The organism is Corynebacterium sp. HMSC075F02 (assembly GCF_001838335.1).
Lineage (GTDB): Bacteria > Actinomycetota > Actinomycetes > Mycobacteriales > Mycobacteriaceae > Corynebacterium > Corynebacterium jeikeium_D.
The window spans coordinates 1-24,983 of record NZ_KV836302.1; the positions used below are offsets into that span (position 1 = coordinate 1).

Consider the following 24,983-nt stretch of genomic DNA (forward strand, 5'->3'; position numbering starts at 1 on the left):
CGGCTAACCGCACGAAAACATTTCCCCCACATCAGCCAACCAAACACATAAACTGCCTGGCCGCGCTGACCCCCGAATACATTACACACACCCCACCAAAGACACAAAACCCCAGGTAGATGGATATGAACTAGCGTTTTGCCTGTGGAGTAGAACGATTCATTAGGACCGACAGTCCCCACACCGTGACGAAAGCCGGGAGCTTTCGCTCATCGCTACCACCTTTGTTTCGGCTTCTATGCTCCCTTTAAAACAACCAAAGCTCCGGACTGACCAAGAGTCAATGATTCTGAAATCATCAATCCCCTAGCCTGCCCGGAGCCCTAGCCCAGCTACCTAAAAGGAATCAAGCTGCATAAACACCAATTAATCGAGAGATTAGCAGCGCGCCTACACAAAGACCAACCAGCACCTACACGAACTTCACACCAGCGAAGTTCTTCTTACCGCGGCGCAGCACGATCCACTTGCCGTGCAGCAGGTCCTCGGCAGCTGGCTCCCACGCTTCGTCCTCGATGCGCTGGTTATTAGCGTACGCGCCACCTTCCTTAATGGTGCGGCGTGCCTCGCCCTTCGACTTGGCAAGACCCGCAGCGACGAGAAGGTCGACAACAGTTCGCGGCTCGCCCTCAGCGATCTCCGCAACCTCAGTCTCGGAGACGGCACCTGCCAGGGTGGCCTCGTCCAGCTCGGTCAGCTCAGCGCGGCCAAACAGGGCCTGCGCTGCCAGCTCAACAGCCTTGGTGGCCTCTTCGCCGTGGACCAGGTTGGTCATCTCCTGCGCCAGACGACGCTGCGCCTCACGCTTGAACGGACGCTCCGCAACAGCAACCTCGTACTCCGCGATTTCCTCCTGAGACAGGAAGGTGAACCAACGCAGGTAGTCAATAACAACCGAGTCACCAGCGTTGAGGAAGTACTGGTACCAGGAGTACGGCGAGGTCTTTTCAGCGTCCAGCCACAGCTTGCCGCCACCGGTGGACTTACCGAACTTCTGACCCTGCGCATCGGTCACCAGTGGCACGGTCAGGCCGTGCACCTTGGCGCCGTCGATACGCCTGTTCAAATCGACGCCAGAGACGATGTTGCCCCACTGATCGCCGCCGCCAATCTGCAGCACGCAATCGTAGTTGCGGCGCAGCTGCACGTAGTCGTTGGACTGCAGCAGCATGTAGGAAAACTCGGTGTAGGAGATACCGTCAGACTCGAGGCGACGCTTCACAGTGTCGCGATCGAGCATGGTGTTGAGGGAGAAGTTCTTGCCGACATCGCGAAGGAAGTCAATGACGGACATGTTCATAGTCCAGTCCGCATTATTGACCATTGTCGCCGGGGCATCGCCCTCAAAGTCAATAAAACGACGCAGCTGGCCCTTGATGGCCTCCAGGTTGTGCTCAATGGCGTCTTGGCTGAGCATCGAACGCTCACCGACATCACGCGGATCGCCGATGAAGCCCGTAGCACCGCCTGCCAGTGCAATTGGGTGGTGACCGGCCAGCTGGAAACGACGCAACATAATCATCGGAACCAGGTGGCCCGCGTGCAGCGAATCGCCCGTTGGGTCAAAACCGCAATACAGAGTAATGGGGCTTTCGCACGCCTCGCGCAGCGCGTCAACATCGGTGGACTGATTAATCAGGCCACGCCACTGTAGTTCGTCGATAATGTTCTGTTCAGTCACGTCCCCTATCGTAACGTCTCGCTTGCCGACGTTCACCGCGAGGGTGACCTAGAACTCCTCAACGGCCTTCTTGTGGCGACGATAGGCTGAGACGGAATCGTCCGGAAGCCACAGCCGCCACGGCCGATTCGCCGCTCGCCGAACGCCCACACGCGGGCCTGCGTGGACATCTTTATCCGGGTTGATGCTCTCTGGCTGCGCCACGAACACGCGTGACGACGGATCCAGCGCATCTGCCCCATAGTCATTTAAGTCAAGGCCAAGCGCCTGACCAACATTGCCCGGACCACGTCCGAGACCCGCAACTGCTGGCTTTTCACCGCGGCGACGGCGCACCGCATCCAGGCCCTGCTCAATGCGTACGGAACGGACCAATACTCCCCCGCCCGTGCCGTCCGTAGCGCTGGTGATATTGGCACAAAAGTGGATGCCGTAGGAGCGGTAGATATACCAATGTCCCGCCGGGCCAAACATGGCGCGATTGCGTGCGGTTGGCCCCATGAAGCAGTGCGCGGCCGGGTCGGGATAGCGCTGGTCAACTGGGCCACCATAGGCCTCGACCTCCGTGATGGTGGCGATAACATGCTCAGCGGGGATGACAATTACGCGGCCGAGCAGTGTCTTCGCAGCCTCAATGGGAGCTCCCGACAGCACAGTGCGGTCGAGGGCGCTGTAGCCGTCGGGAAGCGGGAAAGGCAATTACTTGTCCCAGGCGATAGCTTCGTCGGAAAGCATGACCGGAATGCCTTCGTCGATGCGGTAGGCGATCTTCAGGCGAGGATTGACCAGCACCTGCTCATCTTCGAGGTATTCAAGCGGCCCCTTGTCACGCGGGCAAGCGAGGATATCAAGGAGTTTCGGATCAAGGCTCATAGTCCACTACCTTACCGAACTGAATTGCCAGGGTGTCACGCTGACCTTCCAAAGCAATCAGGTTGTCCTGACCGATTGCATCCTGGATCTTCTGAACCGCGGAATGCAGCAGGTCGATGGATTCCCGAGCCGGATTCTCGGCTTTGTGACGCAGACGCTCCGGGACCGCGAGGTAGGAGTTGACTGTCTGCGGCAAGTACTCCTGGATAATGCCGCCGATGACCACCTTCTGCTCGGGATAATCTTTGAGATACTTCCACTCGCTCAGGACGGATTCCAGCGTCGCACCCAGGTCATTTGCGGCGTTGCCAAGAGCTTCGCCAGGCTGGGCATCGAAAAGCCTGCCCAATGTCCGGTGAAGATTCCTACGCAGCTCAGATGGATTGAGCGGGCGACGCTGTGGGATCTCAGGCTTCGGCGCCGAACTAACGGACTTCTGAGCCCCTTTGCTCTGCCTCGGCAACAAAGCAACCGACGCGCCCCAGGCGGCAATCGCAACAACCGGCCACAGGAAACCAAGCCCCACGGTCAGGTGCAGCAGCACGACGGCGATGGCAAGGATGAGCCCGACAATGTTGGCGGGACTGTTGAGAAAGCCACCGCCAGAGGAAGTTCCGGAGGATTTACTGGTAGCCACGAATCTCCTTGAACACATCAGCAAGCTCGGTCTCACGGGATTCAAAGACCTTACCACCAGTCAGGTTCGCAAGTTCCTGCATTTCTCCCGGATCCGCCTCTCCATAGCGGATGACGAATACCGGCGGCAGATTCCCGCCCTTGGACTGGTAGAAATCACGGAATTCCGCAAAGCTCTTGCCCGACGTCACCTGACCATCGGTCAACACCACGATAGACGGGATGGAGTTCTTATCCGAGCTGCCGAGAAGGTCGAAGGCCTGAATCAGTGCGTCGTAAAGCGCCGTCTCGCCCTCTGCGTACAGACCATCGACGGCGGCGGTGAGCTGCGCGCGCGATTCCGGGCCGTCAATTGTTGTGGTCGTGGGCTCGCCGACGGTCGTGCTGAACGGCAGAATCGTCGCGATCTCACGGTTTCGCAATCCCACGCTTCCCGTTTCGGTGCGTGCACTGCCGTCGACGATTGCGCGCATCGTCGCCTGTAGATCGGCGATGCGCTCCCCGAACATTGAACCGGAAGTGTCGAGAACAAAGACCGACTCTCCGGGCACGCGCAGGTCATTGTCGTACGCCTCGATGAGACGATCCGTGACTGCGCGATCACCCGGGAACGGCAGCTCGATAATGACGCTGTTGGTCATACTTTCCGGCAGGTTGGCGTCATCGGAGACCGGGCGAAGGAAGTGGTCGGCGAGAACCTGCGAGTTCGCTTCCAGCCACTGCCCGAGTGCCTCCGTCTGCCGCGCGGCGAGATCATTAGCGGGCTGTGCTAGTGGCGTCAGCGGGTAATCCGCACTGATGACACCGTCGCTCGGAACAACAACTTCCAGGTCAGCGCCCTCTTTATTCATCTGCTGCAACACAGCTTCATAGTTGATGAGCGCATCGACGGAGTCCGACTCATCCAGGAACTTGTCACGCAGCCACCCCGACGAACCCGAGGTCATCTTCTGCCCCTCGAAGAACTTCTGCAGTTCAGGCGTGGTGCGGTTGATATCCCCCGTAGTCAGCGCCGATCCGGTGTCGGCGAACGCGGTCGCAACCGACACCACACCGGAAAAGCCCGAGTTCGATTCCGCGGGGTTGGTCATGCCGTAGGTCAATTTGCCTGACGACGCAGCCTCCGCGATCTCAGCCCACGTCGGCTGCTTGGTATCCCAACCGAGCTCCCGAGCCTTCGCCGAATGGATACCAAAGGCTACCGGCGAGGTGGCGACTTTCTTGGCTTCGCCCAGCTTGTCAGCCCCACCGAGCAGATCAACGTACCGGTTGGTAGCAAACCAAGTGGCATCAAATTGGTTGTCGAATTCGTCTGCGACAAGGGCGTGGCTGTTCTTCACGGTGCCGTCGACAAGCTCGAGGTTAATCGTAAAACCGAGGTCGTCGGAGGCCTTTTGCATCAGTGGCTGGAGCTCTGCAAGCTCCGTGGCCCCGGCGATACGCATGGTCGAGCCCTTGAGGTCAGAATCGACGTCGACTTTGTTGGTCTTCTCCTCGTCGGAGCCCAGCGGCAGGTTCAGGCCACCGTCGGAGCAGGCCGCGACAGCGAAGATGCCGAGCACACCGACGAGGCCAAGAAGCATTTTGCGGAGGGCAGTTAGTGCCTTATACATGTTCATTCGGCTTTACCCCTCTTCCGTTTCCGGCCTCGGCGGGCTCTGGTATCCACGGGAAACACCCTCAATAAGCTGCTCGAGGATGTCGAAACTCGGCGGATCAATGGAGTCCACAAAATCGGTGGAAACCTCCTGGCCCGTCTTCAACTGCGTCTGGAATTCCTCCATCGCCTCAGGCTGGCTGGAGCGGTAACCGTGCTTGGCCGCCAGCTTCTGAAGCTCAGGGTCTTCGGCGAGGAGCCGTGCGACCGCAGCTCCATTGTCGTTAAAACCCAGCGCCACGTGAGTACTCAGAATCGTCGGCGATGGATACGCCAGGCGCATTTCCGGCTTCAACCGGCTGTTCGGGGCACTGTTCTCCCCCAGGAACTGCGACTCGTAAACCATCACCATTGGCTTCGAACCGACACCCTGCGAGAGGTAGTCCGAAAATGGACCAGCCGACGAGGATTCCGTGTACCCCTGGCCGGTGAACAGAGGGGTGAGCTCCGGCAAGACCGCATTGACCTGCCCATTGTCAGACACAATCCGGCCTTCATTGGTAATCCAAGACATGAGCGACAAGTACATTGCGGCCGAGTTCGACGAACGAATGTCCGTTGTGGACATCTGCACCGTGCGCGGCGACGGATAATCGCTCTCCGCGAAGTCACGCCAGCGGACATTGTCGTGCTGCATCGTGGCCAGCGCTGCCATATCTACCTGCCACGTAGTGCCCTGTTGGCGAGCAACATTTTCCCGCGCCAATGCCTGCAAGATGTTGTCGAAAGTAGCGATCGCCATCGGTGTGTAGAAGACGTCGTACCGCTCAGCGCCGCTCATTTTCTCGGCAATTTTCTCCGCTGCCGGTGCCGACGACGGGAATGCCAAGTCGAAGGAATCCAGATCCACATCCGTGGCCATCCGACGCGAACCCGCCGTCTTTACTTCCACCACATAGCCGTGAGAGGCAAGAGCCTTCTGGACCTCTTTGTCTTCGAAGAAGGGCTTTTTCTCAGAGCCAACAATCGCCTTGACGACGGTCTTTTCACCACCGAAGAAATCACGGTTTCCTCCGGAGCTGCCACCAGAAAAACCTGGAATACTACCGCCGCGACCGACATAGACTGCAACAGCCGCGATGACAATCAAAATGACTGCAAGAATTGCCCCCGGGCCCATGCACCCTTTCTTGCTACCACTCTGATTTTTATTTTTATCTCGTGAGCTGCGATTTCCACCGCTCGACCGCGTACTTTCCGCCATGAAATTATGGTAAGAGACCCGGCCAAACCTGGCAACAGATATAGAAATAATCAGTAATCTGCGTCACTTCGGGGGGGGGGCACCCTGGCATTACAAGGTTACTGGTGGCGTCGGATCGATCCGAGTTACTGACTGCGTTTATGACTGGCGGCGGCGGGTCGAGCCGAGTTACTGACTACGTTTATGACAAAAATGGCCCGAAAAATGGCCTGAAAGTGTCATAAACTTACACAGTTTCACATTTGCAGCCCGTATTCGCACGTGGAGCCCGTGATTTTTCGGGTGGCCAGTTATCGGGTTGATAGTTACCGGGTCATCAGTTGTCGGGTTGCTGGTTTTTCTACTCCCCCCCCCCGGGCTGTAAAAAATCGGCGTGCGGTCGATTGACCGCACACCGATTAATTAGCTGCGTTAGCTGGGCTAGCAGGTTTGCTAGCTCTAGCAGCTTTAGCCGCGAACCGGCTTTTCAGCCCACTGCTTCAGCTCGGTATTCTTCTCGTCAACGCGAGCGAGCTGCTCTGCAACACGGACACCCGCGGTGCCGCCGCGAGTATCGCGGGAAGCCACAGCGCCGTCGATAGTCAGCACTTCACGGACCTTCGGAGTCAGTGCCGGGTGGACACCGGCGAGGTCCTCGTCGGAAAGCTCGTCCAGACCGATACCGCCCTTGGACTCTGCGATGCGGACACACTGGCCGGATGCCTCGTGAGCGTCGCGGAACGGTACGCCCTCGCGGACCAGCCACTCAGCCAAGTCCGTGGCCAGGGTGTAGCCAGCCGGAGCGAGCTCGCGCAGACGGTCTTCGTGGAAGGTCAGCGTTGCCACTAGACCGGTCAAAGCCGGAAGCAGTAGGGTTAGCTGCTCGACCGAGTCCACCAGAGGCTCCTTGTCCTCCTGGAGGTCGCGGTTGTAGGCCAGCGGCTGAGCCTTCAGCGTGGCCATGAGCCCTGCAAGATTACCGATCAGGCGACCGGTCTTACCGCGGGTCAGCTCTGCCACGTCCGGGTTCTTCTTCTGCGGCATGATGGAGGATCCAGTCGACCAGGCATCAGCCAGAGTGACGTAACCGTACTCCGGGGTGGCCCAGTAGATGATTTCCTCTGCCAGGCGAGACATGTCCACGGCAATCTGGGCGAAGACGAATGCCGCCTCAGAGGCGAAGTCACGCGAAGAAGTGCCGTCAATGGAGTTGTCCGTGGCAGAGTCGAAGCCGAGCTCCTCCGCGATGGCCTCCGGATCCAGGTGCAGCGAAGATCCCGCGAGCGCACCGGAACCGTACGGGGACACAGCCAGTCGACGGTCGAGATCGCGGATGCGGTCCAGATCGCGCAGCAGCGGATGCGCGTGAGCCAGCAACTGGTGGGCCAGCAATACCGGCTGCGCTGCCTGGGAGTGGGTCTTGCCCGGCATGATGGCATCCGGATGTGCCTTGGACTGAGCCACCAGGGCGGCAACCAGGTCAGTGACATCCAGTGCAACGCCGCGCACGGCATCGCGCAGCCACATGCGGAACAGAGTTGCCACCTGGTCATTGCGGGAACGACCAGCGCGCAGGCGACCGCCGACCTCCGGGCCGACGCGATCAATCAGACCGCGCTCCATGGCACCGTGGACGTCCTCATCTGTCGGCTCTGGACCAAATTCGCCGGAGGCAACGTCGCGACCGAGCTGATCAAGGCCTTCGATCATGGTGTCAAAGTCGGCATCGCTGAGCAGCCCACGGGCATGCAGCACTCGGGCGTGGGCCTTGGACGCAAGAACGTCGTAAGGCGCGAGCACCCAGTCAAAATGGGTGGACTTGCTCAATGCGGCCATCGCCTCGGACGGGCCACCGGCAAAGCGGCCGCCCCACAGGGAGCCTTCGTTGGTACCGTGCTTTTCGACCATTGTCTTTTCCAATAGGCCTTTCGCTCTAGTCGCTCTGGAGAAGCTTTACAGTTTGAAGTCGCGCTTTGCGGCCATCTTCGAGGACAGGCCGTGCAGCTCGACAAAACCGCGAGCCAGGGTCTGGTCGAAGGTGTCGCCCTCGTCGTAGGTAGCCAGGTTGAAGTCGTACAGCGAGGTGTTCGAACGACGACCGTTGACGTTGCAGTGACCTGCGTGCATGACCATGCGGATGTCACCGGAAACGCCCTTCTGGGACTCCTCGATGAAGGCATCCAGCGCGCGCTTCAGCGGCGAGAACCACAGGCCGTCGTAGACCAGGTTGGCCCACTCGCCCTCGACCTGACGCTTGTAACGAGCCAGCTCACGCTCAACGGTGACGTCCTCGAGCGCTGCGTGTGCGGTCATGATGGCAATTGCGCCCGGAGCCTCGTAAATCTCGCGGGACTTAATGCCGACCAGGCGGTCTTCAACCATGTCCAGACGACCGATGCCCTGAGCACCAGCGCGGCGGTTCATCTCTTCGATGGCCTCAAGCACGGAAACCTTCTTGCCGTCGATGGCAGTCGGCTTACCGTCCTCGAAGGAGATGATGACCTCGTCCGGGGAGCTGAAGTTCAGGGTCGGATCCTCGGTGTACGCGTAGACATCCTTGGTTGGTGCGTTCCACAGGTCCTCCAGGTAGCCGGTCTCAATGGCGCGACCGAAGAGGTTCTGGTCAATGGAGAACGGAGAGGACTTGGACTGCTCAATTGGCAGACCCTTCTCCTCAGCGAAGGCAATAGCCTTGTCGCGGGTCCAAGCGAAGTCACGAGCCGGTGCAATAATCTTCAGATCCGGGGCGGTGTTGGCGAAACCAACCTCGAAACGGACCTGGTCATTGCCCTTACCGGTGCAGCCGTGTGCGACGTGAGTGCCACCGAACTCCTCTGCGGCCTTCGCCATGTGCTTAACAATCAGCGGGCGAGACAGTGCAGAAACCAGCGGGTACTGCTTCATGTAGAGACCATTGGCCTTAATGGTCGGCAGGCAGTACTCCTCGGCGAACTCGTCCTTAGCGTCGACAACGACAGCTTCGACAGCGCCGGCGTCCAGAGCGCGCTGACGCACGGACTCCATGTCCTCGCCGCCCTGTCCGACATCGATGGAAACTGCGACGACCTCGCCGTCGGTCATTTCCTTGAGGTACGGAATAGCAACGGTGGTGTCGAGGCCACCAGAGTAAGCAAGAATAACCCGGTTGGTCATAGGGTAAGCGCTCCTTTAATCGGTGCTTTAAAGCATTTCGTGGAATAGTTTACTGGTTCGTTCCGGCGGCTAGACGCTGGGCTAGGTCAGCGCCGGAAAGTGGTTCTCTAGCCAGGCACATTACGGTGTCATCTCCCGCAATTGTGCCAACGATTTCTTTGAGTCCCGCACGGTCAATCACACTGGCTAGATACTGTGCGGCTCCCGGTGGTGTACGCACAACCGCGATGGTGCCCGAATGATCAATGGAGACCAGCAGCTCGTCTAAAACGCGCCGCATCCTGGCCACTGCCCCGCTGGAGACAGCGAGTGCATCTTCGACGATGGAATACCGCGAACCGTTGGCTCCATCGCGAATCTTTCGGGCTCCCAGCTCATCGAGGTCTCTGGACAACGTCGCCTGCGCAATCTCAATGCCTTCGTCGGCAAGCAGCTCGACGAGCTGAACCTGACTGGACACGTGATGCTGCGCCAGCAGGTCAGCGATGCGCGTCTGCCTAGCTGTGCGAGAACCTGGTTGTGCTGCGGTCATGACCTTACTGCCTCTCCACCAGCCAGGTCAGCAACGCCTTCTGAGCGTGCATGCGGTTTTCCGCCTCGTCAAAGACTACCGACTGCGGGCCATCGATGACCTCGGCAGTAACTTCGTTGCCGCGGTATGCCGGCAGGCAGTGCAGGAAGATGGCATCCTCATTTGCCTTCGCCATCAGCTCAGCGTTGACCTGGTACGGCAGAAACGGAGTGCGACGATCCAGGCCGTCGTTCTCCTGCCCCATGCTGACCCAGGTATCGGTGATGACAACGTCGGCACCGGCAATGGCCTCATCGACGTCTGCGGTTACGGCCACGGCCGCACCGGTCTGCTCCGCGACCTTCTTGGCGCGGTCGACGTAGACCTGCTCCGGCTGGAAGTTCTCCGGTGCACAGATGGTGACGTCCAGCCCTGCGGTGGCGAAGCCTACTAGGTAGGAGTTGGCCATGTTGTTGGCACCATCGCCAAAGTAGACAGCCTTCTTGCCACGCAGTCCCGCCTGGCCTTCTTCCGGGCATTTGTGCTCGATGATGGTCTGCAGGTCAGCGAGAATCTGGCACGGGTGGAACTCGTCGGAAAGCGCGTTGACAATCGGCACCGTCGCGGTCTCAGACATGGCCTCCAGCCCTGACTGTGCGTAGGTACGCCAGACGATTGCCGAGACAAAACGGCTGAGCACAGCAGCGGTGTCCTGGTAGGTCTCACCCTTGCCCATCTGCGAGTTTCCGGTTTCAACCACAATCGCGTTGCCGCCCAGAGCCGCAATGCCAGCGTCGAAGGAGAAACGGGTACGAGTCGAGGTCTTGTCGAACAGCACCGCAACCGACTGCGGCCCCTCAAACGGCCGGCGGGAGTACGGCGCTGCCTTCAGCTCTGCAGCCAACTGCAGCACCTCAGCCTGCTCCTGTGGAGTCAGGTCATCATCGGCGAGAAAATGACGGAGCATCAGTTCCTAATTCCTTCCATTGTTGGCGACAGCCTCAACGGCGTCGTTCAGGCAGGCATCAATCAACTCGACGGCGCGGTTGACTTCCTCATCGCTGAGGTTCAACGGCGGCACAATACGCAGCACATTCGCCTGCGGAGCGTTCAGAATGACACCACGTTCATAACCGGCGTTAACCGCTTCCTTCGCCAGGTTCTCGCGCAGCACCAGTCCAAGCATGAAGCCGCGACCACGCACGTGATCGACATGGCTTAACGACGCGAGCTTGCGAGCCAGGACCTTGCCCTTCTCGGTGACTCGATTGAGCAGCTTTTCTTCTTCCAGCGTCTCGATGACGGCCAGGCCGGCAGCGGCACAGACCGGATTGCCACCAAAGGTGGTACCGTGCGCACCAGGAGTAAACAGTTCCGCTGCGCGGCCGTTGGCGATGACAGCACCGAGCGGCAGGCCGCCGCCGAGGCCCTTGGCCAACGTCATGACATCCGGCACGATGCCATCGTGCTGGTGGGCAAACCACTGGCCGGTACGGCCGATGCCGGTCTGTACTTCGTCGACAATCATGAGAACGTCGAAGCGCTTGGTCAGTTCGCGGACGGCAGCGAGGTATCCCTCTGGCGGTGCGACCACACCGGTCTCACCCTGAATTGGTTCCAGAATCACCGCAGCGACACCCAACGGATCGGATTCGATGGTCTTGGTGAGGAAGTCAATGTCACCGTACGGCACGAACTCGACTCCACCCGGCATCGGTTCGAACGGGGTGCGCTTGTCGGGCTGACCGGTCATGGCAAGTGCGCCCATGGTACGGCCGTGGAACCCGTGGTGGGTAGCGATAATGCGATTGCGCCCCGTCAACCGCGCCAGCTTGAACGCGGCTTCATTGGCCTCAGTGCCGGAGTTGCAGAACATAACTCGGGTGTCATCAGTGTCCCAGCCAGTGAGCTCAATGAGCTTCTCGCCCAGTGCCAACGGTGGCTCAGAGGCGAAGATGTTGGACACGTGCCCCATCGTGGAAATCTGCTTGGACACAGCTTCCACGATGGCCGGATGTGCGTGACCCAACGCGTTGACTGCAATACCGGCGAGCAGGTCCAGGTATTCCTTGCCCTCGGAATCCGTGACAATAGCGCCCTTACCCTGCACAAGCTCAATGCGCGGCGTGCCGTAATTGTTCATCATCGTGTGTTGCCACTGCTGCTTGAAGTCGCTCATGTCGTCTTTCGACCTGCCTAACATGTATGTCGGTAAATTCTTGTCCGTCTTTTCTGCCTTATCCGGGCTCTACCATTGTGCCGATACCGCCGGAAGTCATCAGCTCCAGCAGCACCGAGTGTGGCTGGCGGCCGTCGATAACGTGGGCCGCAGGCACTCCCTGATCCACTGCGTTCAGGCAGGACTCCATCTTCGGAATCATTCCGGAATCCAGCGTCGGGAGGATTTCTCGCAGATGCGAAGTGGAAATCCTTGACACCAGCGAATCGCGGTTCGGCCAATCCGTGTAGAGACCCTCGACATTAGTCAGAATCACCAAACGGTTCGCGTTAATTGCCGATGCCAGTGCACCTGCTGCCGTGTCGGCGTTGATGTTGTAGACCTCTTTGCCATCAGCGGACGGCGCAATCGTAGAGACCACCGGAATACGTCCGGCATCAATCAGGTCCAATAGCGTTTCCGAGTGCACCTCGGTGATATTGCCGACCAGCCCGATATCTGTTTCCTTGCCGCCGACGTTTACCGTTCGTCGAGTACCAGTGAACAGGCCACCGTCCTCACCAGAGGTACCCACTGCATAGGGGCCGTAGGCGTTGATGAGGTTCACCAGTTCGCGGCCGACCTGCCCGAAGAGCACCATGCGGACAATTTCCATGACCTCCGGAGTCGTGACACGGAAACCGCCTCGGAACTCTCCCTCCAGCCCCAGGCGCTTGAGCATCGACGAAATCTGAGGGCCGCCACCGTGGACAACCACCGGCTTCACCCCCACGGTGCGCAGAAAAACCATGTCCTGCGCGAAGGCCTTCTTCAGTTTCAGGTCGGTCATCGCGTTACCGCCGTACTTGACCACCACAATCTTGTCGCGGTGGTGCTGCAGCCACGGCAGTGCTTCCGCCAGCACATGTGCCCGCTGTTCGAAGGACAGCCCTTCGGTCAACTGGTGAACCATTGCAGAGTCTCCTCAAAACCTTTACGACGAATATGCCGAGTTGATGTGAACGTAGTCGTGGGAAAGGTCAGTCGTACGAATCGTGGCCTCTTCCGGATTACCAGTACCGAGGTCAACCTCCACGGCAATGTCCTTGCCGGAGAGATCCACTTCACGAGCATCAGGCGTGCCACCGGTATCGCGACAGACTACATGACCGTTGAAGGAAACAGTGATGTGCTCCGGATCCATATCCACCGGTGCAGTGCCGACAGCCGCCAGCACACGACCCCAGTTCGGGTCCGAACCGAACATCGCACACTTGAAGAGGTTGTCGCGGCCGATGATTCGAGCAGCTACCAGAGCATCTTCAGCACCACCGGTGCCACGCACGGTCACGGACACACGCTTGGTCACGCCTTCGGCGTCCGACTGCATCTGGCGCGCGATGGAATCACACACACTGAGCACTGCCTGGTCGAGCTCCTCCTGCGAGGGCTTCACACCAGAGGCACCGTTGGCCAAAATGATGACGGTGTCATTGGTGGATGTGGAGCCATCAATATCTAGGCGGTTAAACGTAACCTCGCTCGCCTTGGCAATAGCCTCGTGCGCCATTTCTGCGCTTACCGACGCATCCGTCGTAATCACACCGAGCATCGTGGCCATCGACGGGCTAATCATGCCAACACCCTTGCCCATAGCGCCGACAGTGAATCCGTCACCATGCGCAACGGCCTGCTTTGCCACCAAGTCAGTGGTCAAGATGGCTTCTGCTGCAGCCGTACCTGCGGCGGCATCGCTGCCCAGATTCTCACAAAGCTTCGGCACACCTGCCAGAACAATGTCCATCGGCAGCCGGTCACCAATCAAGCCGGTGGAGCAGGTACCAATCTCGGTAACATCGACGCCGAGCTCATCTGCGACCTTCTGACAGACTTCGAGGGCGTCGGAAATACCCGGCTGACCATTGCAGGCGTTGGCATTGCCCGAGTTCAGCACCACAGCGGACAGCTTGCCGTCAGCGATGTGCTTCTTGGATACCGTCACCGGCGCAGCCTGGACACGGTTGGTAGTAAAGACAGCCGCAGCAGTCTTCTCCGGCCCCTGGTTTACGATGAGCGCCATGTCCGGGTTTCCGCTGACCTTGATGCCTGCAATGACACCACTGGCCACGAACCCCTGAGGTGCACATACGCCGCCTTCGTCACCAGCGACGTTGACGAGACCTTCTTTTTCTTCCTTCATCATGGGGCAACTCCTACCAATGGAAGTCCTGCAGTTTCATTCTGTCCAGTAACCAAATTCATGCACTGAACTGCGGCACCACCGGTGCCCTTTGTCAGATTGTCAATCGCCGAGGTCAGCACCAGACGCTTGGCGCGTTCATCTACCTCAACCTGAATCTGAACCAAGTTAGAGCCAATTACCGACTGCGTCTGCGGCTGCAGCCCTTCGGCCAACACCTGCACAAACGGCTCACCCTTGTAGAACTCGAGGTAGGCCTCCCGTGCGGTTGCCTCCGTCACCCCGTCGACAAGCGGAGCGGTGATGGTGGTGAGAATGCCGCGCGACGTCGGAGCGAGCACCGGCGTGAAGCTGACGGTGAGAGCCTCTGCGTACGGCTTGAGGTTTTGTAGGAACTCTGCGGTGTGGCGGTGCTTGCCCGCAGTGTTGTAGGCGCGGAGATTGCCCATAACCTCGGACCCGAGCAGGGGCACAGCTGCCTTCTTGCCCGCACCGGAGGTACCGGTGACGGAAACAACGGACAGATCCGGCTTGACCAGACCCTTTGCAACTGCCGGCAGTGCCGTAATGGTACCGCCAGTGGGGAAACAACCCGGCACAGCAATACGCTTGGAAGCAGCCACTACTTCCCTGTTGCCCGGCAGCTCCGGAATACCGTAAGTCCAGGTACCGGCGTGCTCCGAGCCGTAGTAGTGCTCCCACTCATCGGCATCCTGCAGGCGGAAATCCGCGCCGCAGTCAATAATCACCGTGTCATCGCCCAACTGCTCTGCAATCGCAGCCGAATGACCGTGGGGCAGGCCGAGGAACACCACGTCATGCCCGGCAAGTGTGTCACCATTAGTCGGCTCAATACGACGATCAGCCAAAGGTGCCACATGAGGCATAATGTCGCCCACACGGGCACCCGCGTTGGATGCTCCCGTTAGTGCGCCGATGGTCAGTTCGCCGGAAAGATACGCCGGGTGCGACAACAGGAGGCGGAGGATCTCTCCTCCTGCGTAACCGGTCGCACCAGCAATGGCAACGGAAATACTCATGCCAAACATTCAACACTTTTATTCACTGCGTTGCAAGATATTCATAGAATTCGTTGCCAAAGTGCTGGAATTCTATCGATGTGACGTGAGTGAATTATGAATATAACGCCGTCGTCGGTACATACATCTGGTTCGCCGAGCCGGCCATTCAATCAGCGCGCCGGATTACTCAACGCCGGACTATTCAACTACGACGCTTGGCTCCTGGCTCATCACGCCATCTGCCCACTGCGCCACCGATGACGTCGTGGTGTAGAGATAGTAACCCGATTCCTCCGGTGCCACGCTGCCATCAAAAGCCACCGCGCCCGAGAACACCGCCGCTAGCTGGCCGTCGATAAAAAGCGGTCCGCCCGAATCGCCTACCTGCAACGCCGCGGGGCGCTCCATGCGCGCCAACACGGAGTCTTCCCGCACGCATTGTTGATACTTCACCGGACACATCGAAGCGGTGACGGTCGCCGACGGCAGCGAGCCATCCGCAACATCGCCGAGCAGCGATCGCCCATAGACCGTGCCTGCCGTTTCTTGCTCCGAAAACGCTTGACGACGTTCCATTGCGGGATACCCCGGAAGAGCTGCGTCGCCCGCAAGGTGAACAAGCGCTACGTCACCGGTGGGCGCAATTTCCCAGCTATCGATAGGAACACGGTGGGAATCCTGACCGAAACCGACCTCTACTTCCCCAGCCTGCTGCGGGACATCACGCACGCAGTGGGCGGCGGTCATTACCCACTGCGGGGCGATTGCAGTTCCCGTGCAAAAGTTTCCGGTATGGGGACTGGTCTGGACCATGATTGACACCACGGAGTCCGCCGCCACACTAGGCGCAGCAGCCTCCCCGCCAACCAGCGCAGCCGCACTCGGCGCGCCGGTGAGCAACAGACCTGCCGTGACAGCAGCTGCAGCCACAGTCGCCGCAGGCTTCGCGCTGCTCACCGCGCGCACTCCAACGCGCTGCTCTCGTGCCTCTGCGCTATTCAGCCTGTTGCCGCGGTGCCGCAAGATGCCAATCATGGGTATCTCTCCCTGTGGTCTCCCCTTTTAGCCACGCAGCTGAGCGCCGTGACGGGTAGTGGCCAGCTCAATGGCCGCCTCGCGAGCCGCGGAAGCTTCCTCTTCCTTCAGCGTACGGTCCGGTGCGCGGAAACGCAGGGAGTACGCCAGTGAACGAACGCCTTCGCCCATCTGCTCGGAACGGTAAACATCGAAGATACGAATGGATTCGAGGAGCTCACCAGCACCCTCCACCAGAGTCTTCTCCACCTCTGCGGCGGAGACCTCATCGCTGACAACAAGCGCGACGTCCTGGTGGACAGCCGGGAACGGGCTGAGTACCGGCGCCGGCAGGTGCTCCGTCACTGGCAGTGCATCGAGATTAATCTCCATCGCGCAGGTGCGCTCCGGCAGACCAGCGTCCTTGCACACCTTCGGGTGCAGCTCACCGGCGTGGCCGACGACCTCGCCGTCGACAAGCAGCTCAGCGCAGCGGCCCGGGTGCCACGGCAGCACCTCAGCGTTACGGATCTCCAGCTCGACGTTGGCAGCGCGGGCAACAATGCGCGCGGCTTCGATGGCGTCGGCGACGGTGTACGCGGCCTCGTCACCCCACGGGCTATCCAGGCGGATACGACCGCAGGCGACAGTGGCGACGTGCAGCGGCTGCTCCGGCAGCGACTCCAGCAGCTCGGCGCGCTCGGCCTCGCTCGGCAGACCCGCGGTAGACGGCATCGGCGAGACACCGTTACCGCGCTCGATGGATACCTGCTCCACACCGTAGAGCGACAGGTCGACCTGGCCGCGAGCAACATTGCGCTTCAGCGATTCAAGCATGGACGGCAGCAGAGTCGTGCCCAGCTGAGCGTGGTCGGACTCCAACGGGTTGATGACCTTGACGGTGTTACGACGCGGGTCATCAGCGTCCAGGCCCCAGACGTCGAAGACATCGTTGGCAATGAACGGTGTCGGCAGAATCTCCAGGTAGCCATTGTGAGCCAGCGCGTGGCCGACGAAGCGGCGACGCAGCTGACGCTCGGTCAGACCGCGACCGGCCGGGGCGATTGGGAGGATAACCGGAATGTCTTCCAGGCCCTCCAGACGTAGGATCTCCTCAACCAGGTCAGCGGACATGGTCAGGTCCGAGCGCCAGGTTGGCGGAGTGACAGCCAGGCGGTCACCGTTGTCGACGACCTCGCAACCGACCTCGCGCAGGCGTCCAATGACGGTCTCACGCGGGTAATCAACGCCCGCAACTTCGCTGGCGCGGTTGACAGCAAAGTCAATAGTCGGCATGGTGGCAACCTCACCGAGCAGGGTGCGACCAGTGTCGATAGTGCCGCCGGCGATGTCAGCGAGCAGCTGGCAGGCCAGATCCAGAGCCGGCTCGACCAGAGCGGTGTCCACGCCGCGCTCGAAACGTCGTGAAGCCTCGGAGCTCAGCTTGTGGCGGCGACCACTGCGGAAGACATGCAGCGGCGACCAGTTGGCGGCCTCGAAGACCACATCGGTGGTGTCGTCGGCGATCTCGGAGGTGAGACCACCCATGATGCCGGCCAGCGACTGAATACCATTGTCGTCGCAGATGACAACGTCTGCCGGGTCGAGCTTGCGGTCCACGTGGTCGAGGGTGGTCAGAGTCTCGCCGGCCTTAGCGTTGCGGATGTGCAGGCCACCAGCGATCTTGGAACCGTCGAAAGCGTGCATCGGCTGACCGAGCAGTAGCATCACATAGTTGGTGACGTCCGTGGCCACGTTGACCGGACGCTGACCAGCCAGCAGCAGGCGGCGACGCATCCACCACGGGGTCTCGGCGTTCGGGTCGATGCCGGTGACTCGGCGCAGACCAAAGCGGCGGGTGTCGGTGTCCTCGTCGATAGTGACGTTCAGGACCTCACCTTCGACCGGCAGCTCGTTGACCTTGGCTGGATCGGCGAAGTCGAGGTTGAAGGCGGAGCAGATCTCGCGGCCCAGACCGCGGGCCGACAGCGCGTAACCGCGGTCCGGGGTGATGTTGACCTCGAACTTCTCGTCATCGAGACCGATGAATTCCTTGGCGCACGAACCCAGCTCAGCTGGGGCCGACGGCAGCGTCAGAATACCGGCGGAGGAATCGGTCATACCCAGCTCAGCTTCGGAGCAGAGCATGCCGTTGGAAATCTTGCCGTAAGTCTTCCGTGCGGAAATCTCGAACCCACCCGGCAGCACGCAGCCCGGCAGTGCGACGATAACAATGGAGCCCTCTTCAAAGTTGCGGGCACCACAGATGATCTCCTGCAGCTCGCCGGTGCCATTGACATCACCGACATTGACCTGACAGAAGCGAATTGGCTTCTTAAAGCCCTCGAGCTCCTCAATGTGGTCGACGCGACCGAAAACCAGCGGCCCCTCGACCTTCTCCAGCGGCTCGTGCCCCTCGGTTTCAAAACCAACGCGGACAAAGCCCTCATCCAACTCGTCCGGGGTAACGGACCAGTCCGGGTTGATGGTGTTCTCTGGGCCGCGAACGATTTCAGTGACCCACGACTGTGGAATGAACATGTAAGTAAAACTCCTATCTGTAGGTCAGTGAATTAGCCGCGGATACCGAACGGCTGCGTGAAGCGGACGTCGCCTTCGACCATGTCGCGCATGTCGGTCAGGCCGTTGCGGAACTGCAGGGTGCGCTCCAGGCCCATGCCGAACGCGAAGCCCGAGTACACCTCCGGGTCAATACCGGAGGCACGCAGCACGTTCGGGTTGACCATGCCGCAGCCACCCCACTCGATCCAGCCTGCGCCGCCCTTCTTATTCGGGAACCAGACGTCAACCTCAGCGGACGGCTCAGTGAACGGGAAGTAGTTGGTGCGCATGCGGGTCTTGGTCTCCGGACCGAACAGCGCCTTTGCCATGTGATCCAGCGTGCCGCGCAGGTGCCCCATGGTCAGCCCCTTGTCCACAGCGAGTCCCTCCACCTGGTGGAAGACCGGGGTGTGGGTGGCGTCGAGCTCATCGGTGCGGAAGGTACGGCCCGGGCAGATAACGTAAATCGGCAGGTCACGTGACTGCAGAGTGCGAACCTGGACCGGCGAGGTGTGCGTACGCAGCACCTGCTTGGATCCTTCCGGCGCAATGTGGAAAGTATCCTGCAGAGTACGAGCCGGGTGATCCGGCAGGAAGTTCAGCGCGTCAAAGTTGAAGTATTCGGCTTCCACCTCTGGGCCCTCGGCGATTTCCCAGCCCATGCCCACGAAGATGTCACCAATCTGCTCGGACAGGATGGTAATTGGGTGCATACCGCCACGCTGGCCCCGCGTGGTGTCCACCGACACGTCGATACGCTCCGCGACCAGACGACGCGCGTTTTCCTCTTCCTCCAGCACTGCAAGACGCTCAGCATAGTGCTTTTCGACGGCTCCGCGAACAACATTTACGCGACGACCAGCATCCTTGCGCTCAGCCTTCGGAATGGAGCCCAGCGCGCGGCGAGCCTGCGGAATGTAGCCTTCATCCCCCAAGTGCTCACGGCGGGCGGCAGAAAGCTCATCCAGGTTGCCGGCAGCATCAAAGGCATCCGTGGCCTTCTGCGCAGCCGCCTGGAGGGCGTCCTCGGAAAGATCGATAGGATTTGGCGAATCGCTCACGTGTCAACCACTTCTATATAGGACTATCAGTTCTTGTGATGGAACAATCATAGTCGAGGATAACTGCACACGTGCATGCACCTCACCATCGAGGTTTCCTACTTACCCCGGACTGTCTCCCACAGGCACATGGCCGCTGCGGTGGCGAGGTTCAACGACTCTGCCTCGCCCTTAATCGGGATGGACACATTTGCCCCCGCCGAGGCCGTAATCTCCTCCAACAGGCCATGGGCTTCGTTGCCGAAAAGCCAGGCGACGGGACCGTCGGGAAGCGTATCAACGCCGAGCGTGAGAGCGCCATCCATCGCCGTGGCGAGGGTGGTAAAGCCCGCTTCCCTAACTTTCTCCATAACGACGTCAATATCGCGCTCGCGTGCGACAGGGGTATGAAAAACAGAACCTGCCGAGGAACGCACGGCCTTAGAATTCAACGGGTCAACCGAATCGCCAGCAAGGATAACCGCGCCAGCGCCGAGAGCATCAGTCATACGCACAATCGTGCCGACATTACCCGGGTCATTGCACTCCACCGGAATCACCAAACAGCCGGACTGCTTTCCAACCTCAATGGCCTCTTCCAACGAAGTGGACACCGCATTGGTGTCGCAGACGGCGAAGAGTCCGGTGGTGGTGACAGTTTCGCTCAAAGAGCGGGCGGCGGAGTCGTCGATAAGCGAAACAGACTTACGCTGCGTCCCAGATTCGAGATACCCCGTGAGCAGCTCACGGAACTGCTCGGCGGCGGCTGCCGTGACGAAAACTTCCACGACAGCCTCTGCGCGGATAGCTGCATCGACGGAATTGAAGCCCTCAATGAGGAAGCGACCGGTCTTCTTCCGCTTGGCCGCACGGTGGAGCTGAATAGCCGCCGAGACTCGCGGAGTGCGAGGAGTAAACGGCTCGTCATTGAAGTACAGCGCAGAGTTCATAGTGATTAATCCTAGTGATGCGGCTCGAGATTCGTAACCGCCAGTGCGAACACGAAAAACCACCGCCGGGGTTATTCATAAACCCAATCGACGGTGGTTTTTCAAAGATGTTGGCAGGCGCACTGCCAGTAAGCAGACGCTCGCCGACGCTACGTACGAGTTACCTCGTAGCTGCTTTATTTAGCAGCAGGAGCGTTGACGTCCTCCGGCAGAGCGTCCTTAGCGACCTTGACCAGAGCAGCGAATGCCTGCGGGTCGTTGACAGCCAGCTCAGCCAGGTTCTTACGGTCAACCTCAACGCCAGCCAGGTTTAGGCCCTGGACGAAGCGGTTGTAGGTGATGTCGTTAGCGCGGGCAGCAGCGTTGATGCGCTGAATCCACAGACGACGGAACTGACCCTTACGGTGGCGGCGATCGCGGAACTCGTAGGTCTTGGAGTGGAGCATCTGCTCCTTGGCCTTGCGGTACAGGCGGGAGCGCTGACCACGGTAGCCCTTTGCGGAATCGAGAACTTCGCGACGCTTCTTCTTAGCGTTAACAGACCGCTTCACACGTGCCACGGTGATACTTCCTTTTCGTTGTCTTTAAGAACTAGTGAAATTAAGAGGGCGATTGCCCTGGGACGAGGCTTGAAAAATTAAGCCTTGCCCAGCAGACGCTTGACGCGCTTGACGTCCGACTTAGCAACGTCCGTGGTGCCCTTCAGGCGACGGGTACGAGTGGACGGCTTGCCCTCCAGGAGGTGGCGGCGGTTAGCCTGCTCGCGGCGCAGCTTGCCGGAACCGGTAACCTTGATGCGCTTTGCGGTGCCCTTGTGGGTCTTCTGCTTCATGTTAAAACTCTCCCCTACCGATCTTTGACGCTCGTGGCGCAAAGATCTCGTTTACAACCATTTCTGGTCAGGTCGGTTACTTCTTACCCTTATTCCGAACCGGCCCCAGGACCATAGTCATGTTGCGACCGTCCTGCTTCGGGCGAGACTCGACAATGCCGTACTCTTCGACATCGGCGGCCAGACGCTCCAACAGGCGGAATCCCAGTTCTGGACGAGACTGTTCGCGGCCACGGAACATAATCGTGACCTTGACCTTCGAACCCTTTTCCAAGAAACGAACAACGTTGTTCTTCTTGGTTTCGTAGTCGTGGTCATCAATCTTCGGACGGAACTTCTGCTCCTTGACCACAGTCTGCTGCTGGTTCTTTCGAGCCTCGCGTGCCTTCTGGGCTTGTTCGTACTTGAACTTGCCGTAGTCCATAATCTTGGCGACCGGCGGCTTTGCTCGCGGAGCAACCTCAACCAGATCAAGGTCTGCTTCGTAAGCGAGCTTGAGTGCGTCACCGGTGCGGACAACGCCCACCTGCTCACCATTCGGTCCTACAAGGCGGACTTCCGGTACTCGAATATCCTCGTTAATACGAGCTTCAGCGCTGATGTGGCCTCCTAGGTTGAACCTGAACAATCTTCGTTTCAAACCGCGATAGCAAGCGGGAAAGGAAGAAAAGCCACGCGTCTACAGCGGATTACTACACACTGTATAAGGACGCCTTCCAATCGTGCGATGTGACATCACCGATTAGGGTGGACCCCGGCGCTACCGTAATTCTTTGGCGCACCTAGGGTGGGACTTAAATCCTCTTCGCTGCCGAATGCAACTAAATACTCCCCGAAGGCAGCAAGCATCGCATTCTGGCGGTCGTAGACGAGATGTTAACACAGCTGTTCTCGCATACCAAAACCGGCTCTCACTCCGGGTTATTCACCATCGGCACCCCGGCGCGAAACCGAGCGCTAAAAAGTGCAATCCGAATTGTAATCAGATTGGTAGATTCTCTCCATAGTTTTTAGGCCAAAACCGATTAAAGTCGTCACCATGAATACTGGCTCCAACGGCTTTGGCCCTAAAGCCGAGAACACCAATCCTAATCAGCATTCCGCCCGATACGGCAAGCCACCGACCGGCGATTTTGTCCTGACCGGCGACTCCGTCTCAGAGCTTTCCCATGCTCTGGCAGATTTGGAGGCTAGCTCGCTTCGGCTGGCTCAGCTCACCCGTACTTGGCAGGTACGCCTCTCGCAGGCAAGCGAGCAGGCGCCGGCCGTACCGCACGCGCCTCACACTACGGGAGCGGAATCTGCGCCGGTACCTCAAGCGCCGCCCCATGCTGCACCTCAAGGGGCACATCAACACAATCCGCAACCGCCGCCAGCGCCCAGTCCGCCACTAGAGCAGGCACCTCCTCCCCGTTGGGAACCGCAGGCTGAGCAGACGCTCGCCACACCGCAGTATCCCCAGCAGTCTCAGCAGATACAGGTGCCACCACCGCCAACACAAGCGGACTGGCGGAATCAACCAGCTCCCCTGCCACAGAGCGACGCAGCTGCGCAGCCGATGTTTGGCTTCCCCTCTGCCCACCAATGGCGGCGGGATTCGAAGTCGCCGCAGTCTTCTCCCTCGCCACAGTCTTCTCCCACAGACTCCACCCCGCCACCGAAGCTGCCAGAGGCACCGCGTGAACCTCGCGAGCCCTGGTGGCGCAACGAGAAGGCAATCATCAGAATCATCGCCATCTTCGGCGGTCTCATCACCGCTGCCGGTATCGCATTTTTCGTCGCGGTCGCAATCCAATCCGGCCTGATCGGACCGGCCGGTCGTGTGGTCCTGGCTTACTTGTTGGCCGCCGTGCTCGCGGTCGCAGCTGTGCGAGCGCACCGTCGTCAAGCACCGCCTGCTGGCGTGACGGCGTTGATTGCGACATCACTAGCCGCTGCGCACCTGACAACGATGTCGATGTCCTACCTCCTCGACTGGATTCCGGTGGCGGCGACGCTGGTCATTATGTTGCCTTTCGCTGCAGTCGGTCTATACGGCGCGCGGTGGACGAAGTCGAGTGCAACCGCGGCGTGGACAATCACAATCAACACCGGATTAATGCTGTGGGCGACGATCGGCCTCGACTTCCACGCCCGCCCGCTGAGCTCCTCGCTCGCGCAAATCACCCTTCAACTGATGGTCATCGCCGCTATCGTCTGCCTCCTGAACGTCCCCTTCCGGAAGTACGTAGTCGCATTCCTGCTCGGCGCAAACGTTCTCATCGGCGTAATCACGACCAACAATGCACTGGTGATGCCCGCAATCGCCGCACTCACCATTGCCCTTTTCGTGTTTGCCCAGTTCGGCCCGCTGGCGATGGCTCGCCAACTCACTCCCGAGCTTGACGACGAGCCTTCGGAAACCAGCACCTGGGAAGACGATCTGGTCACCATCACGTCAGTAGTTGCCTTCTCGACTCCGGTTGTAGCTGCAGTCCCAACGGTCAACGCCACACAGTCCACCTCCAGCCTCTGGTTGCTGTTCTACGGCGGATTCGTGCTGTTCATCGCAATTGCTGCAGTATTCCTTTGGAACCGTGCCATCTTCCGCTATCTCGCACCATTGGCCTTGGCCACGGCAATTCTGCCCTGGCTAGCGCTCGCGGTGGCGGGCCCGGAAAGGAGCTCAGGAGCCGATACTGGAACCCACGCTTGGGGTCTCATCCCAATCTCCATCGGTGCCGCGCTCTTTGTCTGGGCGCTGGCCACAGCACCGAAGCACGGCGCAATTGGCGCACGACTACAGGCTCCTGAACCAACCCGGGATGCCGTCGCACCATATACAAAGATTGCGGCACTGACCTGGCTGCTCGGCGCAACGGTAGTACACCTCTACATCCTGCCCGCAGCGTTGAATGCCGGTGCTGCAGCTGATTACTCGGCAACGTGGGCAGAAATGCTTTCGCTGTTGTTCCTGCTGTGCGCCGACGTCGGCCTGGCCGTGACGGCAGCGAGGTCGCAGCTACCGCCAGCTTTTGCACTGATTGGCCTGGCTGCACTGGGTATGCCATTTATCGTGCTGCTCACGACTATTGGCGTGAGCTTCAACGTCGCACACATGTTGCTGAGTATTTTCTGGGCCACGATTGCCGGCATGCTGGTGCTATCGAAGAGGTTCCACCACATTCCGGCGCGACTGGCAGCGGGTTTGACGATTGCGGCGCTGTCTATCGTCAAGCTGATCTTCTACGACATGGCAACGCTCGATGGCGTTATCCGCGCCTTGGCGTTCCTCGGCTGTGGTCTGATTCTGCTGGCCATGGCGGTCTCCGGGGCGAAGCAGAAGAGTGCCGAGGAGCCGGCGGCACCGGAGCGTGACGGCACCGCCAGCGATACTGACGCTGCCGGCGCTGCTGCCGACGCTGCCGGTGCGAGCGGCGCAGCAGATGCCGACCCCGCTGCTGACAGAATGGAAGGCATCACCCGCACCGACGGTCCTGGAATTTCCGACGGAAACGAGCCGACTACCTAA

At 59.7% G+C, this 24,983-nt stretch carries 22 protein-coding genes; 1 reads left to right on the plus strand and 21 read right to left on the minus strand.

Features of this window, described 5'->3' with window-relative positions:
* Positions 1 to 412: 412 nt before the first annotated feature.
* The 21 genes from tyrS to infC form a co-directional block, all read right to left on the minus strand.
* On the minus strand, positions 413 to 1,717 hold the full coding sequence (gene tyrS / locus HMPREF2920_RS00010) for a tyrosine--tRNA ligase (RefSeq protein WP_070549327.1): 1,305 nt from the start codon (positions 1,715 to 1,717) through the stop codon (positions 413 to 415).
* 12 nt (positions 1,718 to 1,729) lie between these two features.
* The gene (locus tag HMPREF2920_RS00015) at positions 1,730 to 2,380 is read right to left on the minus strand and encodes a DNA-3-methyladenine glycosylase (protein ID WP_049193935.1); all 651 of its coding nucleotides are present in this window, start codon (positions 2,378 to 2,380) and stop codon (positions 1,730 to 1,732) included.
* The gene (locus tag HMPREF2920_RS00020) at positions 2,381 to 2,554 is read right to left on the minus strand and encodes a Trm112 family protein (protein WP_005511714.1); all 174 of its coding nucleotides are present in this window, start codon (positions 2,552 to 2,554) and stop codon (positions 2,381 to 2,383) included.
* The gene (locus tag HMPREF2920_RS00025; RefSeq protein ID WP_049193936.1) at positions 2,544 to 3,191 is read right to left on the minus strand and encodes a hypothetical protein; all 648 of its coding nucleotides are present in this window, start codon (positions 3,189 to 3,191) and stop codon (positions 2,544 to 2,546) included. Before HMPREF2920_RS00025 ends, HMPREF2920_RS00020 begins: the two co-directional genes overlap by 11 nt.
* Positions 3,178 to 4,809: a VWA domain-containing protein gene (locus HMPREF2920_RS00030; RefSeq protein WP_049170384.1), complete on the minus strand. Its 1,632-nt coding sequence runs from the start codon at positions 4,807 to 4,809 to the stop codon at positions 3,178 to 3,180. The genes HMPREF2920_RS00025 and HMPREF2920_RS00030 overlap by 14 nt, the downstream gene beginning before the upstream one ends.
* 6 nt (positions 4,810 to 4,815) lie before the next feature.
* Positions 4,816 to 5,967, minus strand: coding sequence for a hypothetical protein (locus tag HMPREF2920_RS00035; RefSeq protein WP_070600854.1), 1,152 nt, complete (start codon positions 5,965 to 5,967; stop codon positions 4,816 to 4,818).
* 531 nt (positions 5,968 to 6,498) lie between these two features.
* Positions 6,499 to 7,938 (minus strand): argininosuccinate lyase, encoded by a 1,440-nt coding sequence (argH, locus tag HMPREF2920_RS00040; RefSeq protein ID WP_016422893.1) that lies wholly within the window; start codon positions 7,936 to 7,938, stop codon positions 6,499 to 6,501.
* A gap of 45 nt (positions 7,939 to 7,983) precedes the next feature.
* On the minus strand, positions 7,984 to 9,183 hold the full coding sequence (locus HMPREF2920_RS00045; protein ID WP_016422894.1) for an argininosuccinate synthase: 1,200 nt from the start codon (positions 9,181 to 9,183) through the stop codon (positions 7,984 to 7,986).
* 49 nt (positions 9,184 to 9,232) lie between these two features.
* Positions 9,233 to 9,715: an arginine repressor gene (locus HMPREF2920_RS00050; protein ID WP_005511719.1), complete on the minus strand. Its 483-nt coding sequence runs from the start codon at positions 9,713 to 9,715 to the stop codon at positions 9,233 to 9,235.
* Positions 9,716 to 9,719: 4 nt separating this feature from the next.
* Positions 9,720 to 10,661, minus strand: coding sequence for an ornithine carbamoyltransferase (argF, locus tag HMPREF2920_RS10820; RefSeq protein ID WP_038625624.1), 942 nt, complete (start codon positions 10,659 to 10,661; stop codon positions 9,720 to 9,722).
* A gap of 6 nt (positions 10,662 to 10,667) precedes the next feature.
* On the minus strand, positions 10,668 to 11,873 hold the full coding sequence (locus HMPREF2920_RS10825) for an acetylornithine transaminase (RefSeq protein ID WP_070853953.1): 1,206 nt from the start codon (positions 11,871 to 11,873) through the stop codon (positions 10,668 to 10,670).
* 58 nt (positions 11,874 to 11,931) lie between these two features.
* On the minus strand, positions 11,932 to 12,825 hold the full coding sequence (argB, locus tag HMPREF2920_RS00065; protein WP_016422897.1) for an acetylglutamate kinase: 894 nt from the start codon (positions 12,823 to 12,825) through the stop codon (positions 11,932 to 11,934).
* A gap of 21 nt (positions 12,826 to 12,846) precedes the next feature.
* Positions 12,847 to 14,055: a bifunctional glutamate N-acetyltransferase/amino-acid acetyltransferase ArgJ gene (argJ, locus tag HMPREF2920_RS00070; RefSeq protein ID WP_016422898.1), complete on the minus strand. Its 1,209-nt coding sequence runs from the start codon at positions 14,053 to 14,055 to the stop codon at positions 12,847 to 12,849.
* Positions 14,052 to 15,092, minus strand: a complete 1,041-nt coding sequence (gene argC / locus HMPREF2920_RS00075; protein WP_172620236.1) for an N-acetyl-gamma-glutamyl-phosphate reductase — start codon at positions 15,090 to 15,092, stop codon at positions 14,052 to 14,054. Before argC ends, argJ begins: the two co-directional genes overlap by 4 nt.
* Before the next feature lie 180 nt (positions 15,093 to 15,272).
* Complete coding sequence (locus tag HMPREF2920_RS00080; RefSeq protein WP_016422900.1) at positions 15,273 to 16,109, minus strand: trypsin-like serine protease; 837 nt, start codon at positions 16,107 to 16,109, stop codon at positions 15,273 to 15,275.
* A gap of 27 nt (positions 16,110 to 16,136) precedes the next feature.
* Positions 16,137 to 18,629, minus strand: coding sequence for a phenylalanine--tRNA ligase subunit beta (pheT, locus tag HMPREF2920_RS00085; protein ID WP_070437620.1), 2,493 nt, complete (start codon positions 18,627 to 18,629; stop codon positions 16,137 to 16,139).
* A gap of 32 nt (positions 18,630 to 18,661) precedes the next feature.
* Entirely contained in the window at positions 18,662 to 19,711 is a 1,050-nt protein-coding gene (pheS, locus tag HMPREF2920_RS00090; protein ID WP_070853954.1) for a phenylalanine--tRNA ligase subunit alpha, read from the minus strand.
* Positions 19,712 to 19,809: 98 nt separating this feature from the next.
* Positions 19,810 to 20,640 (minus strand): TrmH family RNA methyltransferase, encoded by an 831-nt coding sequence (locus HMPREF2920_RS00095; RefSeq protein WP_069359783.1) that lies wholly within the window; start codon positions 20,638 to 20,640, stop codon positions 19,810 to 19,812.
* A gap of 176 nt (positions 20,641 to 20,816) precedes the next feature.
* Positions 20,817 to 21,200 carry a 50S ribosomal protein L20 gene (gene rplT, locus HMPREF2920_RS00100; protein WP_005511721.1) on the minus strand — a complete coding sequence of 128 codons (384 nt, stop codon included), beginning with the start codon at positions 21,198 to 21,200 and terminating at the stop codon, positions 20,817 to 20,819.
* 77 nt (positions 21,201 to 21,277) lie between these two features.
* The gene (gene rpmI, locus HMPREF2920_RS00105) at positions 21,278 to 21,472 is read right to left on the minus strand and encodes a 50S ribosomal protein L35 (RefSeq protein WP_005511726.1); all 195 of its coding nucleotides are present in this window, start codon (positions 21,470 to 21,472) and stop codon (positions 21,278 to 21,280) included.
* Positions 21,473 to 21,548: 76 nt separating this feature from the next.
* On the minus strand, positions 21,549 to 22,100 hold the full coding sequence (gene infC, locus HMPREF2920_RS00110; protein WP_172954614.1) for a translation initiation factor IF-3: 552 nt from the start codon (positions 22,098 to 22,100) through the stop codon (positions 21,549 to 21,551).
* Between the two features lie 411 nt (positions 22,101 to 22,511).
* On the opposite strand from infC, the gene HMPREF2920_RS00115 reads away from it, so the two are divergent.
* Positions 22,512 to 24,983 (plus strand): DUF2339 domain-containing protein, encoded by a 2,472-nt coding sequence (locus HMPREF2920_RS00115; RefSeq protein WP_070853955.1) that lies wholly within the window; start codon positions 22,512 to 22,514, stop codon positions 24,981 to 24,983.

Coding starts and splice junctions, on each gene's coding strand:
- HMPREF2920_RS00020 (WP_005511714.1), bottom strand. CDS start 2,554: ATGAGCCTTGATCCGAAACTCCTTGATATCCTCGCTTGCCCGCGTGAC.
- HMPREF2920_RS00030 (WP_049170384.1), bottom strand. CDS start 4,809: ATGAACATGTATAAGGCACTAACTGCCCTCCGCAAAATGCTTCTTGGC.
- HMPREF2920_RS00035 (WP_070600854.1), bottom strand. CDS start 5,967: ATGGGCCCGGGGGCAATTCTTGCAGTCATTTTGATTGTCATCGCGGCT.
- argH (WP_016422893.1), bottom strand. CDS start 7,938: ATGGTCGAAAAGCACGGTACCAACGAAGGCTCCCTGTGGGGCGGCCGC.
- HMPREF2920_RS00045 (WP_016422894.1), bottom strand. CDS start 9,183: ATGACCAACCGGGTTATTCTTGCTTACTCTGGTGGCCTCGACACCACC.
- HMPREF2920_RS00050 (WP_005511719.1), bottom strand. CDS start 9,715: ATGACCGCAGCACAACCAGGTTCTCGCACAGCTAGGCAGACGCGCATC.
- argF (WP_038625624.1), bottom strand. CDS start 10,661: ATGCTCCGTCATTTTCTCGCCGATGATGACCTGACTCCACAGGAGCAG.
- HMPREF2920_RS10825 (WP_070853953.1), bottom strand. CDS start 11,873: ATGAGCGACTTCAAGCAGCAGTGGCAACACACGATGATGAACAATTAC.
- argB (WP_016422897.1), bottom strand. CDS start 12,825: ATGGTTCACCAGTTGACCGAAGGGCTGTCCTTCGAACAGCGGGCACAT.
- argJ (WP_016422898.1), bottom strand. CDS start 14,055: ATGATGAAGGAAGAAAAAGAAGGTCTCGTCAACGTCGCTGGTGACGAA.
- argC (WP_172620236.1), bottom strand. CDS start 15,092: ATGAGTATTTCCGTTGCCATTGCTGGTGCGACCGGTTACGCAGGAGGA.
- HMPREF2920_RS00080 (WP_016422900.1), bottom strand. CDS start 16,109: ATGATTGGCATCTTGCGGCACCGCGGCAACAGGCTGAATAGCGCAGAG.
- pheT (WP_070437620.1), bottom strand. CDS start 18,629: ATGTTCATTCCACAGTCGTGGGTCACTGAAATCGTTCGCGGCCCAGAG.
- HMPREF2920_RS00095 (WP_069359783.1), bottom strand. CDS start 20,640: ATGAACTCTGCGCTGTACTTCAATGACGAGCCGTTTACTCCTCGCACT.
- rpmI (WP_005511726.1), bottom strand. CDS start 21,472: ATGAAGCAGAAGACCCACAAGGGCACCGCAAAGCGCATCAAGGTTACC.
- HMPREF2920_RS00115 (WP_070853955.1), top strand. CDS start 22,512: ATGAATACTGGCTCCAACGGCTTTGGCCCTAAAGCCGAGAACACCAAT.